A 16,848-nucleotide genomic window follows, 5' to 3' on the forward strand; every position below is an offset into this window, starting at 1 on the left:
TATTGTTTCAATGGCGATGGTTCGCCTTGCTACCGTTTCTGGTTCACAAAGGAAGCTTTCCCGGATGCAGTCCGCCTACACCGTCCTCATCCTGCTGACGCTGGTCAGCCTGTCGAAGCTGGTCGGCCGCATGATCCCGCTGCCCTTGCCGCTGGTGCAGATCGCTGCCGGTGCCTTGCTGGCCCTGCCGACACTGGGGCTGCATGTGGCCCTGGACCCCGAGTTGTTCCTGTTCCTGTTCTTGCCGCCCCTGCTCTTTGCCGACGGTTGGCGCATCCCCAAGCGTGAGTTGTGGCGCATTCGCGGGCCAGTGGTGGCGCTGGCCGTAGGGTTGGTGCTGTTCACTGTGGTCGGGGCCGGCTATTTCATTCACTGGCTGCTGCCGAGCATCCCCCTGCCGGTGGCTTTCGCCTTGGCGGCGGTGCTGTCGCCGACCGATGCCGTGGCGGTTTCGGCCATCGCCCAGGACCGCCTGCCCACCCCGCTGATGCACATGCTGCAGGGGGAGGCCCTGATGAACGATGCATCGGGCCTGGTGACCTTCAAGTTCGCCCTGGCGGCGGCGATCACCGGGGTGTTTTCGCTGGCCGATGCCAGCTTCAGCTTTGTGCTGGTCGCGCTTGGCGGTCTGGCGGTGGGGGTGGGCCTGAGCTGGCTAGTCGGCCGCCTGCGCGCCTGGATGATCGCCCGCGGCTGGGACGACCCGGCCACCCACGTGGTGTTCATGCTGCTGCTGCCGTTCGCGGCCTACGTGCTGGCCGAGCGCCTAGGCGTTTCGGGCATCCTTTCGGCGGTAGCGGCCGGCATGATGCAAAGCTGGCTCGACCTGCTGCCACGCCAGACCAGCACCCGCCTGCTTAACCGGAGCGTCTGGTCGTTGCTGGAGTTCGCCTTCAATGGCCTGATCTTCCTGCTGTTGGGCCTGCAGTTGCCAGACATCATCAAGGCGGTGGTCAGCCACGAAGCCACCGTGTGGCCGACCCTGGCCTACCGCTGCCTGGACGTGGTGGCGATCTTTGCTGCACTGATCCTGCTGCGGTTCATCTGGGTGCAGAGCATCTGGCGGTCGATCGGCGTGGTGCGCCGCTGGCGCGGCAAACCGGCGCTGGTGCTGATGCCTACGGCGCGCTCCTGCTGGCTGCTGACCTTGGGCGGTGTGCGCGGGGCGGTGACCCTGGCGGGTGTGATGTCGGTGCCGTTGCTGATGGGGGCGGGCAAGGCCTTCCCTGAGCGTGATTTGCTGATTTTCATTGCCGCCGGGGTGATCCTGCTGTCGTTGATCAGCGCCTGCATCGCGCTGCCGATATTGCTGCGCGGGGTGACCAAGAGCCCGGACGAACGCTTGCACCAAGAGGTGCAGGAAGCCTGGCGGCGCACGGCCGAGGCAGCGATTCATGCCCTGGAAGCAGAGGAGGTGATCGACGCCAATGCCCCGCAAGATGCTGCGCAGGCGACCCTGGCGACCGAGCTGAAGGCACGGTTGATGGCTGAGTATCGGGATGAACTGGACAGCTACAACGACAGTGCCGAGGCCAAGGCCCTGGCCGAACAGATGGACTTGCTGGAGCGGCGTTTGCGCTTGCGTGCGCTGAGGGCGCAGCGGCTGGAGCTGTATAACCTGCATCGCCAGCACCAGGTGGGCGATGAGGTGGTGCGGCAGGTGCTTGGGGAGCTGGATATGAGTGAGGCCAACCTGGGGCAGGTCAAGTAGATCTCCTTGTTGCCATTCGCGGGACAAGCCCGCTCCCACAGGTCCTCCATTTGAGGTTGCTGGAGGCCTGTGGGCGCGGGCTTGTCCCGCGAATGGGGCGCACAGCGCCCCCAGCTCAATTAGCGGTTTTGCAGGAAGGCACGAATCCGCTCTGCCGCCTCGATGCACTCGGCCAGCGGTGCAACCAGCGCCATGCGTACGCGCCCGGCGCCTGGGTTCACACCCTCCACTTCACGCGACAGGTACGAGCCTGGTACCACGGTCACATGCTGGGCTTCGAACAGGTCGCGGGTGAATTCGGCATCGCAGCCCGGCACCTTGGCCCACAGGTAGAAGCTGCCATCCGGGCGCTGCACGTCCAGCACCGGCTGCAGGATGTCCAGCACGGCATCGTATTTGGCGCGGTACTGGTCGCGGTTCTCGCGCACATGCGCCTCGTCCTGCCACGCGGCAATGCTGGCCAGCTGGGTTTGCACCGGCATGGCACAGCCGTGGTAGGTGCGGTACAGCAGGAACGGCTTGATGATCTTGGCGTCGCCAGCCACAAAGCCCGAACGCAGGCCCGGCAGGTTGGAGCGCTTGGACAGGCTATGGAACACCACGCAGCGGGCAAAATCACTACGGCCAAGCTCGGCGCAGGCGGTCAGCAGGCCCGGTGGTGGCGCATCTTCGTCGAAGTACAGCTCGCTGTAGCACTCGTCGGCGGCGATCACGAAGTCGTGTTCGTCAGCCAGGGCAATCAGCTTTTTCAGGGTGTCCATCGGCACCAATGCACCGGTGGGGTTGCCCGGCGAGCACAGGAACAGGATCTGGCAGCGCTTCCACACGTCCGCCGTTACGGCATCGAAATCGGGGTTGAAACCGTTGCTTTCCAAGCAGGGCAGGTAGTGCGGTGTAGCCCCGGCCAGCAGTGCTGCGCCTTCGTAGATCTGGTAGAACGGGTTTGGGCTGATTACCAGGCCGTCATCTGCACGGTTGACCACCGCCTGGGTGAAGGCAAACAGCGCTTCACGGGTGCCATTGACCGGCAGGATGTGCTGCTCGGCATCCAGCCAGCCGGCCGGCACGCCAAAACGCTGCTCGCACCACTGGCCGATGGCCTGGCGCAGGGCCGGCACGCCGATGGTGCTGGGGTACACCGCCAGCTTGTCGAGGTTGTCGGCCATGGCCTGGGCCACGAACGCCGGCGATTCGTGCTTCGGCTCACCGATCGACAGGGCGATGGCGCGTTTGTCCGCCGCAGGCTTCACGCTACCCAGCAGGGCGCGGAGCTTTTCGAACGGGTAGGGCTGAAGCTGGGTCAAGGCATGGTTCATCGGCGCAAGGTCTCGTCAATCGTCTAATCGTTAAATGGTCACGCGGGTCGGGCTGGTGTCGCTACCTTGGCCGGCTTGTAGCTGCTGCACGATGGCCTCCTGCAGGCGGCTGCACAGCTGCGGGTCGGACAGCGGCTGGTTGTCGGCATCAGTGATGAAGAACACGTCTTCCACCCGTTCGCCCAGAGTGGCGATCTTGGCGTTCTGCAGCGACAGGTCGAACTCCAGGAAAATGCGCCCCAGCCGGGCCAGCAGGCCTGGGCGGTCGGGTGCGGTGATTTCGAGGATGGTCACTGGCCGCTGGGCATCGTTGAGGATGGTCACCTGCGGCGGGAAGTCGAAGTGCTTGAGCTGGCGCGGCACCCGGCGCTGGATGATGGTCGGGTAGTCTTCGGGGTTGCGCAGCGCTTCGGTCAGGCCATCGCGAATCTGCTTGACCCGCTGCGGGTTGTCGCCGATCGAGCCGCCGTCGTTGTCCAGCACAATGTAGGTGTCGAGGGTGAACTGGCTGCTCGACGTGATGATCCGCGCGTCATGGATGTTCAGGTTCAGCTGCGACATGGCCGCCACCGTCACGGCAAAGAAATCGTGCTGATCGGGGGCGTAGATGAAGATCTGCGTGCCGCCTTCGAACTCCCGCTGGGTGGTTTCCTTGATCAGCACCAGGGGCCCGCCATCAGCCGGTTGCTGCAGGATCGCATCCGTATGCCAGGCTACGTCGGCGGCGGTGTGCTTGAGGAAGTAGTCATCACCCAGTTGCGACCACAGCTGCTCGACGTCGTCCGGGTCGGTACCCTCGCGCACCAGAATATCCAGTGCTGAGGACTGCGTCTGGCGGATCTGCTCTTCGCGGTCCAGCGGGTTTTCCAGGCCGCGGCGCAGGGCGCGCTTGGTCTCGCTGTAGAGCTGGCGCAACAGACTGGCCCGCCACGAGTTCCACAGGCTGGGGTTGGTGGCATTGATGTCGGCCACGGTCAGCACGTACAGGTAGTCCAGGCGCGTCTCGTCGCCCACGTGCAGGGCAAAGTCGTTGATTACCTGCGGGTCGGACAAGTCCTTGCGCTGGGCTGTGGTCGACATCACCAGGTGGTTCTGCACCAGCCAGACGATCAACCGGCTGTCCCAGGCCGGCAACTGGTGTCGCTCGCAGAACTTCTTCGCATCCACCGCGCCCAGCTCGGAATGGTCGCCCTGGCGACCTTTGCCGATGTCGTGGTAAAGGCCGGCAAGGTAGATCAGCTCGGGCTTGGGCAGGCGCCCCATCAGCTTGCTGGCCAGCGGGAATTTCTCGGACACCGGTGTGTACTGCAGCTTGCGCAGGTGCTTGATGAGGTTGAGGGTGTGTGCATCGACCGTATAGATGTGGAACAGGTCATGCTGCATCTGCCCGACGATCAGGCCGAACTCCGGCAGGTAGCGGCCAAGGATGCCGTAGCGGTTCATCCGCCGCAGGTTGCGGTGGATGCCGATTTCGCACTTGAACAGCTCGATGAACAGGCTGGTGTTGCGGATATCGGTGCGGAAAGTGTCGTCGATCAGGTGGCGGTGCTCACGCAGCAGGCGCACCGTATCGGCGCGCACGCCCTTGATTTCCGGGTGCTGGGCCATCAGCACGAAGATTTCCAGCATGGCGAACGGTGTGCGCTTGAACACGTTCGGGTGGGTGGCCTCGATATAGCCGTCGTGCAGGCGAAAGCGTGCATTCAGCGGTTGGGTGGTGCCGCTGTCTTCGTCGGCGAGGATGACCTCTTCGAAGTGCTGGATGATCAGGTCGCACAGCTGGCTGATGCTCATCACCACCCGGTAGTACTGCTGCATGAACTGCTCGATTGCCCGCTTGGGGTTGTCGTCGCTGTACCCAAGCAGCGCGGCGAGGCTGCGCTGGTGGTCGAACAGCAGGCGGTCCTCGGCGCGACCGGCCAGCATGTGCAGGGCGTAACGTACCTTCCACAGAAAATCCTGGGACGAGGCCAGCAGTTCGTTCTCGCTTTCCAGCAAGAAACCCTCGCCGGCCAGGGCGTGCAGGTTCAGGGTGCCGTACTGGCGGCGGGCCACCCACAGCACGGTCTGGATGTCGCGCAGGCCGCCGGGCGAGCCCTTGACGTTAGGTTCGAGGTTGTACTCGGTGTCGTTGTACTTGTGGTGACGGGCCTTGAGTTCGGCGCGTTTGGCCAGGAAGAAGTCTTTGCTCGGCCACATGTGCGCGGTGCTGGTCACCTCCAGCATGCGCTGGCGCAGGGCCTCGGGGCCGGCGATGGTGCGGCTTTCCATCAGGTTGGTAATCACCGTCAGGTCCGCGCGGGCCTGTTCGGCGCACTCGTCGACGGTGCGCACGCTCTGGCCCACTTCCAGGCCGATGTCCCACAGCAGGGTGAGAAAGCGTTCGATGGCGTCGCGGTATTGTTCGTGCTCGGCGGCGCCCAGCAAAATCAGCAGGTCGATGTCTGAATGCGGGTGCAGCTCACCGCGCCCGTAGCCACCCACCGCGACCAGGGCGATGCCATTCTGGTCGCCCCAGTCGAACTGGTTCCACGCCTGTTGCAGGATATTGTCGACGAGCCAGGCGCGGGCTTCGATCAGTGGACGGATATCGTCGCCACTGCGGAAACGCTTGTCGAGCACCTCGCCGGCCTGGCGGATGGCTTTCTTGAAGGCGGCGATGGGGCTCGCCTTGAGGGCCAGTTCCGCCTGGAACTGGCCGCGGTCGAACAGCTCGGGGTCCACCTGGGGCATCGCGTCACGTTCCTGTCGTCGGGTGGCCTGTGGGAGTGCGGTCAGGCCGAGGTGCGCGGGATGGTGTCGTCCTTGCGCAGGGTGAAGATCTCATAGCCGGTCGCGGTCACCACCAGGGTGTGTTCCCACTGGGCCGAGAGCTTGCGGTCCTTGGTGATGGCGGTCCAGCCGTCGCCCAGCACCTTGGTGTCGGCCTTGCCCTGGTTGATCATCGGCTCGATGGTGAAGGTCATGCCTTCTTTAAGCTCCATGCCGGTGCCGGCGCGGCCGTAGTGCAGGATCTGCGGTTCTTCGTGGAACACCTTGCCGATGCCATGGCCGCAGAACTCGCGTACCACCGAGAAGCCGTTCTTTTCCGCGTGCTTCTGGATCACTTCGCCGATATCGCCCAGGCGGCAGCCCGGCTTGACCAGCTCGATGGCCTTGTACATGCACTCCTGGGTAACCTTGGACAGGCGCTCGGCCCACACCGGCACGTTGCCCACGTGGAACATGCGGCTGGTATCGCCGTGGTAGCCGTCCTTGATCACGGTGACGTCGATGTTGAGCGTGTCACCGTCCTTGAGCGGCTTGTCGTTGGGGATGCCGTGGCAGACCACATGGTTGATCGAGGTGCAGATCGACTTCGGGTAGCCCTTGTAGTTGAGCGGCGCCGGGATGGCCTGCTGGACGTTGACGATATAGTCGTGGCACAAGCGGTCGAGCTCTTCGGTGGTAACACCGGGCTTGACGTGCTCCTCGATCATTTCCAGCACCTCGGCGGCCAGGCGGCCGGCGATGCGCATCTTCTCGATGTCTTCTGCGGTCTTGATGTTGACGGTCATTACAGGCTCTCTACGGCGCCGCACGCGGCGCGAACAAACGGGAAAGGCCGGATTCTAGCAGAGCAGGGCGGCATTCTGTCGGGATAAAGGCGGCCATGCTGCTGTCTACAGGAGGCATTCTGGCCTGTTTGGCGGGGCGCTGCAAAAACCGCTGACAGACGCAACCTCATTCGGGTTTCGTTCGCTGGCGGTCTGTGGTATAACATGCGCCGCTTTCGGGGACGACCCCGTAAGCCTAAACCCACACACGTGTCGACACGATGACCTGGGTGCCCCGGATTCTCGAATTTGCGGGTTGGTCATTGGGACGCGTGGAGGCCCAACCCGACTTACCAAGGAACTATCATGTCCCAAGTCAATATGCGCGATATGCTGAAGGCCGGTGTGCACTTCGGCCACCAGACCCGTTACTGGAACCCGAAAATGGGCAAGTACATTTTCGGCGCGCGTAACAAGATCCACATCATCAACCTGGAAAAAACCCTGCCAATGTTCAACGACGCCCTGGCGTTCGTAGAGCGTCTGGCTCAGGGCAAGAACAAGATCATGTTCGTCGGCACCAAGCGTTCCGCCGGCAAGATCGTCGCCGAGCAAGCTGCTCGTGCCGGTTCGCCATACGTTGACCACCGCTGGTTGGGCGGCATGCTGACCAACTACAAGACCATCCGCGCTTCGATCAAGCGTCTGCGCGACCTGGAAGCCCAGGCCGAAGACGGCACCTTTGCCAAGCTGACCAAGAAAGAAGCCCTGATGCGTTCGCGCGATCTGGAAAAGCTGGACCGCAGCCTGGGTGGTATCAAGGACATGGGCGGTCTGCCTGATGCCCTGTTCGTGATCGACGTTGACCACGAGCGCATTGCTATCACCGAAGCTAACAAGCTGGGCATCCCGGTTATCGGCGTTGTCGATACCAACAGCAGCCCGGAAGGTGTTGACTACATCATCCCAGGCAACGACGACGCCATCCGCGCCATCGAGCTGTACATGACTTCGATGGCTGACGCCATCATCCGCGGCCGCAACAACGTTGCTGGCGGCACCGAAGTCTATGTTGAAGAAGCGGCTGCACCTGCTGCTGAGTAATAGGCGCTAGCGTCTACTTGGCACGCAAAAAGGGGGCTTTGCCCCCTTTTTGCCACCTTGAAATCCTGCTGTCAGCAAGGGCCCCGCATTATGGGTTGGCTGAGATAACAACAGCGGATTCGCAGAATTTAACGCCCGTGACGAACGGGTGGAATGGTTGAAAAACTTTCCAAGAGGATTTTGAAATGGCAGCAATTACTGCAGCGCTGGTAAAAGAACTGCGCGAGCGTACTGGCGAAGGCATGATGGATTGCAAGAAAGCCCTGGAAAAGGCTGGCGGCGACATCGAGAAAGCCATTGACGACATGCGTGCCTCGGGCGCCATCAAGGCCGCCAAAAAGGCTGGCAACGTCGCTGCTGAAGGCGCTATCGCCGTCAAGACCGACGGTAAATCCGCCGTTCTGCTGGAAGTGAACTCGCAGACCGACTTCCTGGCCCTGCAAGACGACTTCAAGAACTTCGTTGCCGAAAGCCTTGAAGAAGCCTTCGCCCAGAAACTGACCGACGCCGCTCCGCTGATCGCCTCGCGTGAAGCAGCTCGTGAAGCCCTGGTTGCCAAGTGTGGCGAGAACGTCAACATCCGTCGCCTGGTGCGCGTTGAAGGTGACGTTGTCGGTGCCTACCTGCACGGCAACAAGATCGGCGCAGTCGTCGTTCTGAAAGGCGGTGACGTCGAGCTGGCGAAGAACATCGCCATGCACGTTGCAGCGTCGAACCCTGAGTTCCTGGATTCGTCGGAAATCTCCGCCGAGGCCATCGAGCGCGAGAAGAATGTCTTCCTGCAGCTGAACGCCGACAAGATTGCCGGCAAGCCGGAAAACATCGTTGAGAACATGATCAACGGCCGTATCACCAAGTTCAAGGCTGAAGCTTCGCTGAAAGAGCAGGCCTTCGTCATGAACCCAGAAGTCAAGGTTGGCGAGCTGGCCAAGAAAGCCGGCGCTGAAATCGTTTCCTTCACCTACTTCAAAGTAGGCGAAGGCATCGAGAAGCCAGTCGACGACTTCGCTGCTGAAGTTGCCGCTCAGGTAGCTGCCGCCAAGCAGTAAGACAGCCCCGTCTGTCGCCCCAAAGAGGCTGCCCGCTCACGCGCGCAGCCTCTTTGTCAAAACGGCGAAGGGTTTATGAAACCCGCCGCCGCTGGCACCAAAGCGGTGCCACGCTACAGTTAGCAGGCTGAAAACAGCCCGCACGAATTTTCTAAAGTACGCCGCAGGAGAGACTCGCAATGGCTCAGCAGGTGAGTGGTCGCCAACCTCGCTATAAACGCATTTTGCTCAAACTTAGCGGCGAGGCCCTGATGGGCTCGGAAGACTTCGGGATCGACCCGAAGGTGCTGGATCGCATGGCCCTTGAAGTTGGCCAGTTGGTAGGGATTGGTGTCCAGGTCGGCCTGGTGATTGGCGGTGGCAACCTGTTCCGTGGCGCTGCACTCAGCGCAGCCGGCATGGACCGCGTCACCGGTGACCACATGGGTATGCTGGCCACCGTGATGAACGGCCTGGCCATGCGCGATGCGCTGGAGCGCTCGAACATCCCGGCCCTGGTCATGTCCGCCATCTCCATGGTCGGCGTCACCGATCATTATGATCGCCGCAAAGCTATTCGCCACCTCAACTCCGGGGATGTGGTAATTTTCTCCGCCGGTACCGGCAACCCGTTCTTCACCACCGACTCCGCCGCTTGCCTGCGCGCCATCGAAATCGATGCCGACGTCGTGCTGAAGGCGACCAAGGTCGATGGTGTGTACACTGCCGATCCATTCAAGGACCCACACGCCGAGAAGTTCGATCACCTGACCTACGATGAGGTCCTGGATCGCAAGCTGGGTGTGATGGACCTGACCGCAATCGTCCTGTGCCGCGACCACGGGATGCCATTGCGGGTATTCAACATGAACAAGCCTGGCGCCCTGCTGAACATCGTGGTGGGTGGCGCTGAAGGTACTCTGATCGAGGAAGGCCAAGCATGATCAACGACATCAAGAAAGACGCGCAGGAGCGCATGACCAAGTCCCTTGAGGCCCTGAGCCGTAACCTGGCGGCGATCCGCACCGGTCGTGCCCACCCAAGCATCCTGGATAGCGTCAAGGTCACTGCCTGGGGCAGCGAAATGCCGCTGAACCAGGTGGCTGCGATCAGCGTCGAAGATGCCCGCACCCTGAAAATTGTCGCTCATGACAAAAACCTCAGCGCTGCCATCGAAAAGGCCATTCTTACTTCTGACCTGGGCCTGAACCCGTCCAGCGCCGGCACTACCATTCGTGTGCCAATGCCAGCCCTGACCGAGGAAACCCGCAAGGGCTATACCAAGCAGGCCAGTGGCGTGTGCGAGGATGCCAAGGTTGCCGTGCGCAACGTACGCCGCGACGCCCTTGCCGACCTGAAGAAGCTGACCAAGGACAAGGAAATCAGCGAAGACGAAGAACGTCGCGCCGCTGACGAGATCCAGAAGCTGACCGACAAGTTCGTTGCCGAAGTCGATGCTGCCTTCAAAGCCAAGGAAAAGGACCTGATGGCCGTCTAAGGCCGGGGTTTCTTAATGGAAAAGACCAAGCCAGTGGCGCCGTCCTCGGTGCCGCGTCACGTCGCGATCATCATGGATGGCAACAACCGCTGGGCGAAAAAACGCCTGCTGCCCGGCGTTGCCGGGCACAAGGCGGGTGTAGACGCCGTTCGCGCGGTCATCGAAGTGTGTGCCAAGTCCGGGGTCGAGGTACTGACCCTGTTCGCGTTCTCCAGCGAAAACTGGCAGCGCCCCGCCGAAGAGGTCGGTGCGCTGATGGAGCTGTTCTTCTCGGCCCTGCGCCGCGAGGCGAAGCGCCTCAACGAGAACAACATCAGCTTGCGCATCATCGGTGACCGTTCGCGTTTCCATCCCGAACTGCAAGCTGCCATGCGCGAGGCCGAGGCGCTGACCGCCGGCAACAACCGCTTCATCCTGCAGATTGCGGCCAACTACGGTGGCCAGTGGGACATCGCTCAGGCCGCTCAGCGGCTGGCGCGGGAAGTGCAAGCCGGGCACCTGCGCCCGGAAGACATTACCCCGGGCCTGCTGCAGACCTGCCTGGCAACCGGCGAGCTACCGCTGCCGGACCTGTGCATTCGCACCGGTGGCGAGCACCGCATCAGCAATTTCCTGTTGTGGCAGCTGGCCTACGCCGAGCTGTATTTCTCCGACCTGTACTGGCCGGACTTCAAACACGAGGCCATGCGCAATGCCCTGGCCGATTTCGCTTCGCGCCAGCGCCGCTTCGGTAAGACCAGCGAGCAGGTCGAGGCTGGAGCTCGTGCTTAATGCTTAAACAACGCATCATGACTGCGCTGATCCTGCTGCCGATCGCGCTGGGTGGCTTCTTCCTGCTCAACGGCGGGGATTTCGCCCTGTTCATCGGCTTCGTGGTGACCCTTGGCGCCTGGGAGTGGGCACGTCTGGCCGGGTTGATGGCCCAGCCGCTGCGTATCGCCTATGCCGCGGTGGTCGCCGGAGCGCTGATGTTGCTGTACATCCTTCCGGAGCTGGCGCCCTGGGTGCTGGGTGCTGCAGTGATCTGGTGGGGGCTGGCCACCTGGCTGGTGCTTACCTACCCGCGTAGCAGCGAGCTGTGGGCCAGTGCCGCCTGCCGGTTGCTGATCGGCCTGCTGGTATTGCTGCCTGCCTGGCAGGGGCTGGTGTTGCTCAAGCACTGGCCGCTGGGCAATTGGCTGATCCTGTCGGTCATGGTGCTGGTGTGGGCCGCCGACATTGGCGCTTACTTCTCTGGCAGGGCCTTCGGCAAGCGCAAGCTGGCCCCGCAGGTCAGCCCAGGCAAGAGCTGGGAAGGCGTGTATGGCGGCCTGGCGGTGAGCCTTGCGATTACGTTGGCGGTTGGCATCAGTCGTGACTGGGGTTTCGGTCAGATCCTGCTGGGCCTGCTGGGTGCCGCGCTGCTGGTCATGTCCTCGGTGGTCGGTGACCTGACAGAGAGCATGTTCAAACGCCGCTCCGGTATCAAGGACAGCAGTAATCTGCTGCCCGGCCATGGTGGTGTACTCGACCGCATTGACAGCCTTACTGCGGCGATCCCGATTTTTGCCGTGTTGTTGTGGGCTGCCGAATGGGGTGTGATGTGAGCCGTCCGCAACGTATTACCGTACTCGGGGCCACCGGCTCCATCGGTCTGAGCACGCTGGATGTGATCGCGCGCCACCCCGATCGCTATCAGGTGTTCGCCCTCAGCGGTTATTCGCGCATCGACGAGTTGCTGGCCCTGTGCATGCGCCATCGCCCGGCCTTCGCTGTAGTGCCGAGTGCCGAAGCAGCTGTGCGACTGCGCGAAAACCTGGCGGCTGCCGGCTGCACCACCGAGGTGCTGGAAGGCGAGGCCGGGCTTTGTCAGGTGGCTTCGGCAGCGGAAGTGGATGCGGTGATGGCAGCGATTGTCGGCGCTGCCGGCCTGCGCCCCACCTTGGCTGCCGTCGAGGCGGGCAAGAAGGTGCTGCTGGCCAACAAGGAAGCCTTGGTAATGTCCGGTGCGCTGTTCATCGAGGCCGTGCGGCGCAGCGGTGCCGTGCTGTTGCCGATCGATAGCGAGCACAACGCGATCTTCCAGTGCATGCCCGGCGACTACGCGCGTGGCCTGAGCGCGGTTGGCGTGCGCCGGATACTGCTGACGGCTTCCGGTGGCCCGTTCCGTGAAACGCCGGTCGAAGCTTTGCTGGATGTGACGCCGGAGCAGGCCTGTGCGCATCCCAACTGGTCGATGGGGCGCAAGATTTCCGTGGATTCGGCCAGCATGATGAACAAGGGGCTCGAGCTGATCGAGGCCTGCTGGTTGTTCGATGCCCCTCCGGCCAAGGTCGAGGTGGTGGTGCACCCACAGAGTGTCATTCACTCCCTGGTCGATTACGTGGACGGTTCGGTGCTGGCGCAGCTGGGTAATCCGGACATGCGTACGCCGATCGCCAATGCCCTGGCGTGGCCTGAACGTATCGATTCCGGGGTGGCCCCGCTCGACCTGTTCGCCATCGCCCGTCTGGATTTCCATGCGCCCGACGAACAGCGCTTCCCTTGCCTGCGCCTGGCGCGGCAGGCTGCCGAGGCGGGCAACAGCGCACCCGCCGTACTCAATGCAGCCAATGAGGTGGCGGTCGAAGCATTTCTTGAGCGGCGTATCCGCTTTCCGGAGATCGCGGGTATGATCGAACAGGTGCTCGATCAGGAGCCCGTCGTGCCGCTGCCGTCGCTGGACGCGGTGTTCGCCGCCGACCAGCGTGCCCGGGAGCTTTCCCGTGAGTGGCTGAGGCGTCACGGTCGCTGATGCAAACCCACCCAGGTTTCTGAGGGGGCTGGCATACAGCCGGCCCGCTGAACATCATTCGGAGATGGACATGACAGCGCTCTACATGATTATCGGCACCCTTGTGGCTTTGGGTGTGCTGGTCACCTTCCACGAATTCGGCCACTTCTGGGTGGCGCGCCGCTGCGGCGTCAAGGTGCTGCGCTTCTCGGTGGGCTTCGGCACACCGCTGTTGCGCTGGCACGATCGCCATGGCACTGAGTTTGTGGTCGCCGCCATCCCGCTGGGTGGCTACGTGAAGATGCTCGACGAGCGCGAGGGTGATGTACCGCCAGCGCTGGCTGATCAGTCGTTCAACCGAAAGCCCGTGGGGCAGCGTATCGCGATCGTCGCGGCGGGCCCGATCGCCAACTTCCTGCTGGCCATCCTGTTCTTCTGGGTGCTGGCAATGATGGGTACCCAGCAAGTGCGGCCGGTGATCGGTGCGGTCGATGCTGGCAGCCTGGCTGCATCGGCCGGGCTGACCGCAGGTCAGGAAATCGTCTCTATCGACGGCAAGCCGACCAGCGGTTGGTCGGCGGTCAACTTGCAGCTTGTTCGTCGCCTTGGCGAGAGCGGCACCTTGCAGGTTGGGGTGCGCGACGAAGGCGCGTCCGCCGAGCGCCAACTGCCGGTCAAGCTGGACAGCTGGCTAAAGGGCGCTGACGAGCCGGACCCTATCCAGTCCCTGGGGCTGCACCCTTGGCGCCCGGCGATTGAGCCGGTGCTGGCCGAGATCGATCCGAAGGGGCCGGCTGCCGCTGCGGGCCTCAGGACGGGTGACAAGCTGCTGAGTATCGACGGTGTTGCCGTGACGCAATGGCAGCAGGTGGTCGACAGTGTGCGTGCCCGCCCGGCTGCCAATGTGGTAGTGCGTGTCGAGCGTGACGGCGCGGCCCTGGACGTGCGGGTAACCCTGGCGCGCAAGGGGGAGGGCAAGGCTGCCGGTGGTTATCTGGGTGCCGGAGTAAAAGGTGGCGAATGGCCTGCCAGCATGCTCCGCGAAATCAGCTACGGCCCGCTTGAAGCGGTGGGTGAGGGCTTGTCACGCACCTGGAGCATGAGCGTGCTGACCCTCGAATCGCTGAAGAAAATGCTGTTCGGGGAGCTCTCGGTAAAAAACTTGAGTGGACCGATAACCATTGCTAAAGTGGCGGGCGCTTCAGCCCAGTCCGGCGTGGGGGATTTCCTGAATTTCCTGGCCTACCTGAGCATAAGCCTGGGGGTTCTTAACTTGCTGCCCATCCCGGTACTGGATGGGGGGCATTTGCTGTTTTACCTGGTCGAGTGGGCGCGCGGTCGTCCGCTGTCGGATCGGGTGCAAGGTTGGGGGGTCCAGATCGGTATCAGTTTGGTCATAGGGGTGATGTTGCTCGCCCTGATCAACGATCTGGGTCGACTATAAAGCTTCGCTCAATTGCGAACCTGCCGCTTTTTCGCGGCAGGTTGTTTATTGCCAGTTGGAATAAAAGGACTTCATGAAACGTCTGCTGCTAACTGCGGTCATGTCCGCACTGATGATCGCTGAAGTTCACGCCGAGTCCTTCACCATCTCCGATATTCGCGTCAACGGCCTGCAGCGGGTTTCCGCTGGCAGTGTTTTCGGTGCCTTGCCGCTGAATGTCGGCGACCAGGCCGATGATCGCCGCCTGGTGGACTCGACCCGTTCCCTGTTCAAGACCGGCTTCTTTCAGGACATCCAGCTGAACCGCGATGGCAATGTGCTGATCATCAACGTGGTGGAGCGCCCGTCGGTGTCGAGCATCGAGATCGAAGGCAACAAGGCCATCAGCACCGACGACCTGATGAAGGGCCTGAAGCAATCGGGCCTGGCCGAAGGCGAGATCTTCCAGCGCGCCACCCTCGAAGGTGTGCGTAACGAGCTGCAGCGCCAGTACGTGGCCCAAGGCCGCTACTCGGCCGAGGTTGACGCCGAAGTGGTGCCGCAGCCGCGCAACCGTGTGGCACTGAAGATCAAGATCAACGAAGGCACCGTTGCTGCCATCCAGCACATCAACATCGTTGGCAACAACGTGTTCGATGATGAAACCCTGGGCCAGTTGTTCGAGCTGAAGACCACCAACTGGCTGTCGTTCTTCAAGAACGACGACAAGTATGCCCGCGAAAAACTGTCCGGTGACCTGGAGCGCCTGCGTTCCTACTACCTGGACCGCGGCTACATCAACATGGACATCGCCTCCACCCAGGTGTCCATCACGCCGGACAAGAAACACGTCTACATCACCGTCAACATCAACGAAGGCGAGAAGTACACCGTTCGCGACGTGAAGCTGTCCGGTGACCTGAAAGTGCCAGAAGACCAGGTCAAATCGCTGTTGCTGGTGCAGCCGGGCCAGGTGTTCTCGCGCAAGGTGATGACCACCACGTCCGAGCTGATCACCCGCCGCCTGGGTAACGAAGGCTACACCTTCGCCAACGTCAACGGCGTGCCGCAGCCCAACGACCAGGACCACACGGTCGACATCATGTTCGTGGTCGACCCGGGCAAGCGTGCCTACGTCAACCGCATCAACTACCGCGGCAACACCAAGACCGAAGACGAAGTGCTGCGCCGCGAAATGCGCCAGATGGAAGGTGGCTGGGCTTCGACCTACCTGATCGACCAGTCCAAGACCCGTCTGGAGCGCCTGGGCTTCTTCAAGGAAGTCAACGTCGAGACCCCGCCAGTACCAGGTACTGACGACCAGGTCGACGTCAACTACAGCGTCGAAGAGCAAGCCTCCGGCTCGATCACCGCCAGCGTCGGTTTCGCCCAGAGCGCCGGCCTGATCCTCGGGGGTTCGATCAGCCAGAGCAACTTCCTCGGTACCGGTAACAAGGTGTCCATCGGGCTGACCCGCTCGGAATACCAGACCCGCTACAACTTCGGCTTCGTGGACCCCTACTTCACTGCCGATGGCGTCAGCCTGGGTTACAACGCCTTCTACCGCAGCACCAACTACGACGACCTCGACGTCGACGTGGCCAGCTACGCAGTGGACAGCCTGGGTGCAGGCGTCAGCCTGGGCTACCCGATCAGCGAGACCTCGCGCCTGACATACGGCCTGAGCGTGCAGCAGGACAAGATCAAGACCGGCAAGTACACCGTTGACGAGATCTTCGACTTCCTCGATCAGGAGGGCGAAAACTTCCTGAACTTCAAGGCATCGATTGGCTGGTCCGAGTCGACCCTGAACAAAGGCGTGCTGGCCACCCGTGGTCACTCGCAAAGCCTGACCCTGGAATCCACCATTCCTGGCAGCGACTTGTCGTTCTTCAAGCTGGACTACCGTGGCCAGTTGTTCCAGCCGATCAACAACGACTACACCCTGCGCCTGCACACCGAGCTGGGCTATGGTGATGGTTATGGCAGCACTTCGGGCCTGCCGTTCTACGAGAACTACTTCGCAGGTGGCTTCAACTCCGTGCGCGGCTTCAAGGACAGCAGCCTGGGCCCGCGTAGCACGCCGAGTAAAGGTGCAGACGAAGGCGGTAAACCTGGCACCATCCGTGACCCGGATCAGGATCCGCTGCCGTTCGGTGGCAACGTGCTGGTACAGGGCGGTGTCGAGCTGCTGTTCCCGCTGCCGTTCGTCAAGGACCAGCGTTCGCTGCGCACCTCCGTGTTCTGGGACGTGGGTAACGTGTTCGACACCAACTGCGGCAACAAACCTGATTGCGAAAAGGTCGGCTTCTCGGGTATGGCCAGTTCGGTCGGCCTGGGTGTGACCTGGATTACCGCACTGGGCCCGTTGAGCTTCAGCCTGGCAATGCCGGTCAAGAAGCCGGACGATGCCGATACCCAGGTGTTCCAATTCTCTCTGGGCCAGACCTTCTAAGGTCGGCCCTTGCTTAACGACAACG

13 protein-coding genes are annotated in these 16,848 nt (G+C 62.3%); 10 read left to right on the forward strand and 3 right to left on the reverse strand.

Features of this window, described 5'->3' with window-relative positions; genetic code table 11:
* Positions 1-64 precede the first annotated feature (64 nt).
* A complete protein-coding gene (locus tag OZ911_RS05570) occupies positions 65-1,711 on the forward strand; it encodes a Na+/H+ antiporter (protein ID WP_023047678.1) in 1,647 nt (548 codons plus the stop codon).
* 119 nt (positions 1,712-1,830) lie between these two features.
* On the opposite strand, the gene dapC is transcribed toward OZ911_RS05570, so the two are convergent.
* From dapC to map, 3 genes are read right to left on the reverse strand one after another with little or no spacing between them, the layout of a single operon-like run.
* Positions 1,831-3,027, reverse strand: coding sequence for a succinyldiaminopimelate transaminase (dapC, locus tag OZ911_RS05575; protein ID WP_016485204.1), 1,197 nt, complete (start codon positions 3,025-3,027; stop codon positions 1,831-1,833).
* 30 nt (positions 3,028-3,057) lie between these two features.
* Positions 3,058-5,760: a [protein-PII] uridylyltransferase gene (locus tag OZ911_RS05580; protein ID WP_016485205.1), complete on the reverse strand. Its 2,703-nt coding sequence runs from the start codon at positions 5,758-5,760 to the stop codon at positions 3,058-3,060.
* Positions 5,761-5,801: 41 nt separating this feature from the next.
* On the reverse strand, positions 5,802-6,584 hold the full coding sequence (map, locus tag OZ911_RS05585; RefSeq protein ID WP_016485206.1) for a type I methionyl aminopeptidase: 783 nt from the start codon (positions 6,582-6,584) through the stop codon (positions 5,802-5,804).
* A 345-nt stretch (positions 6,585-6,929) separates the two neighbouring features.
* Between map and rpsB the strand changes: the two genes are divergently transcribed.
* From rpsB to bamA, 9 genes are all read left to right on the forward strand, one after another.
* Positions 6,930-7,667 carry a 30S ribosomal protein S2 gene (gene rpsB / locus OZ911_RS05590; protein WP_016485207.1) on the forward strand — a complete coding sequence of 246 codons (738 nt, stop codon included), beginning with the start codon at positions 6,930-6,932 and terminating at the stop codon, positions 7,665-7,667.
* A gap of 185 nt (positions 7,668-7,852) precedes the next feature.
* The gene (gene tsf / locus OZ911_RS05595; RefSeq protein ID WP_016485208.1) at positions 7,853-8,716 is read left to right on the forward strand and encodes a translation elongation factor Ts; all 864 of its coding nucleotides are present in this window, start codon (positions 7,853-7,855) and stop codon (positions 8,714-8,716) included.
* Positions 8,717-8,895: 179 nt separating this feature from the next.
* Positions 8,896-9,639 carry a UMP kinase gene (gene pyrH / locus OZ911_RS05600; protein WP_012270836.1) on the forward strand — a complete coding sequence of 248 codons (744 nt, stop codon included), beginning with the start codon at positions 8,896-8,898 and terminating at the stop codon, positions 9,637-9,639.
* On the forward strand, positions 9,636-10,193 hold the full coding sequence (frr, locus tag OZ911_RS05605; protein ID WP_016485209.1) for a ribosome recycling factor: 558 nt from the start codon (positions 9,636-9,638) through the stop codon (positions 10,191-10,193). The genes pyrH and frr overlap by 4 nt, the downstream gene beginning before the upstream one ends.
* Positions 10,194-10,208: 15 nt before the next feature.
* Positions 10,209-10,964 carry a polyprenyl diphosphate synthase gene (uppS, locus tag OZ911_RS05610; protein ID WP_016485210.1) on the forward strand — a complete coding sequence of 252 codons (756 nt, stop codon included), beginning with the start codon at positions 10,209-10,211 and terminating at the stop codon, positions 10,962-10,964.
* Positions 10,964-11,779, forward strand: a complete 816-nt coding sequence (locus tag OZ911_RS05615) for a phosphatidate cytidylyltransferase (protein ID WP_016485211.1) — start codon at positions 10,964-10,966, stop codon at positions 11,777-11,779. Before uppS ends, OZ911_RS05615 begins: the two co-directional genes overlap by 1 nt.
* Entirely contained in the window at positions 11,776-12,966 is a 1,191-nt protein-coding gene (ispC, locus tag OZ911_RS05620; protein WP_060517529.1) for a 1-deoxy-D-xylulose-5-phosphate reductoisomerase, read from the forward strand. Before OZ911_RS05615 ends, ispC begins: the two co-directional genes overlap by 4 nt.
* Positions 12,967-13,036: 70 nt before the next feature.
* Positions 13,037-14,389, forward strand: a complete 1,353-nt coding sequence (gene rseP / locus OZ911_RS05625; protein WP_016485213.1) for an RIP metalloprotease RseP — start codon at positions 13,037-13,039, stop codon at positions 14,387-14,389.
* Positions 14,390-14,462: 73 nt separating this feature from the next.
* Positions 14,463-16,823 carry an outer membrane protein assembly factor BamA gene (gene bamA, locus OZ911_RS05630; RefSeq protein ID WP_096425675.1) on the forward strand — a complete coding sequence of 787 codons (2,361 nt, stop codon included), beginning with the start codon at positions 14,463-14,465 and terminating at the stop codon, positions 16,821-16,823.
* Positions 16,824-16,848: the final 25 nt, after the last annotated feature.

The sequence above is a fragment of the Pseudomonas fortuita genome (assembly GCF_026898135.2).
GTDB lineage: Bacteria > Pseudomonadota > Gammaproteobacteria > Pseudomonadales > Pseudomonadaceae > Aquipseudomonas > Aquipseudomonas fortuita.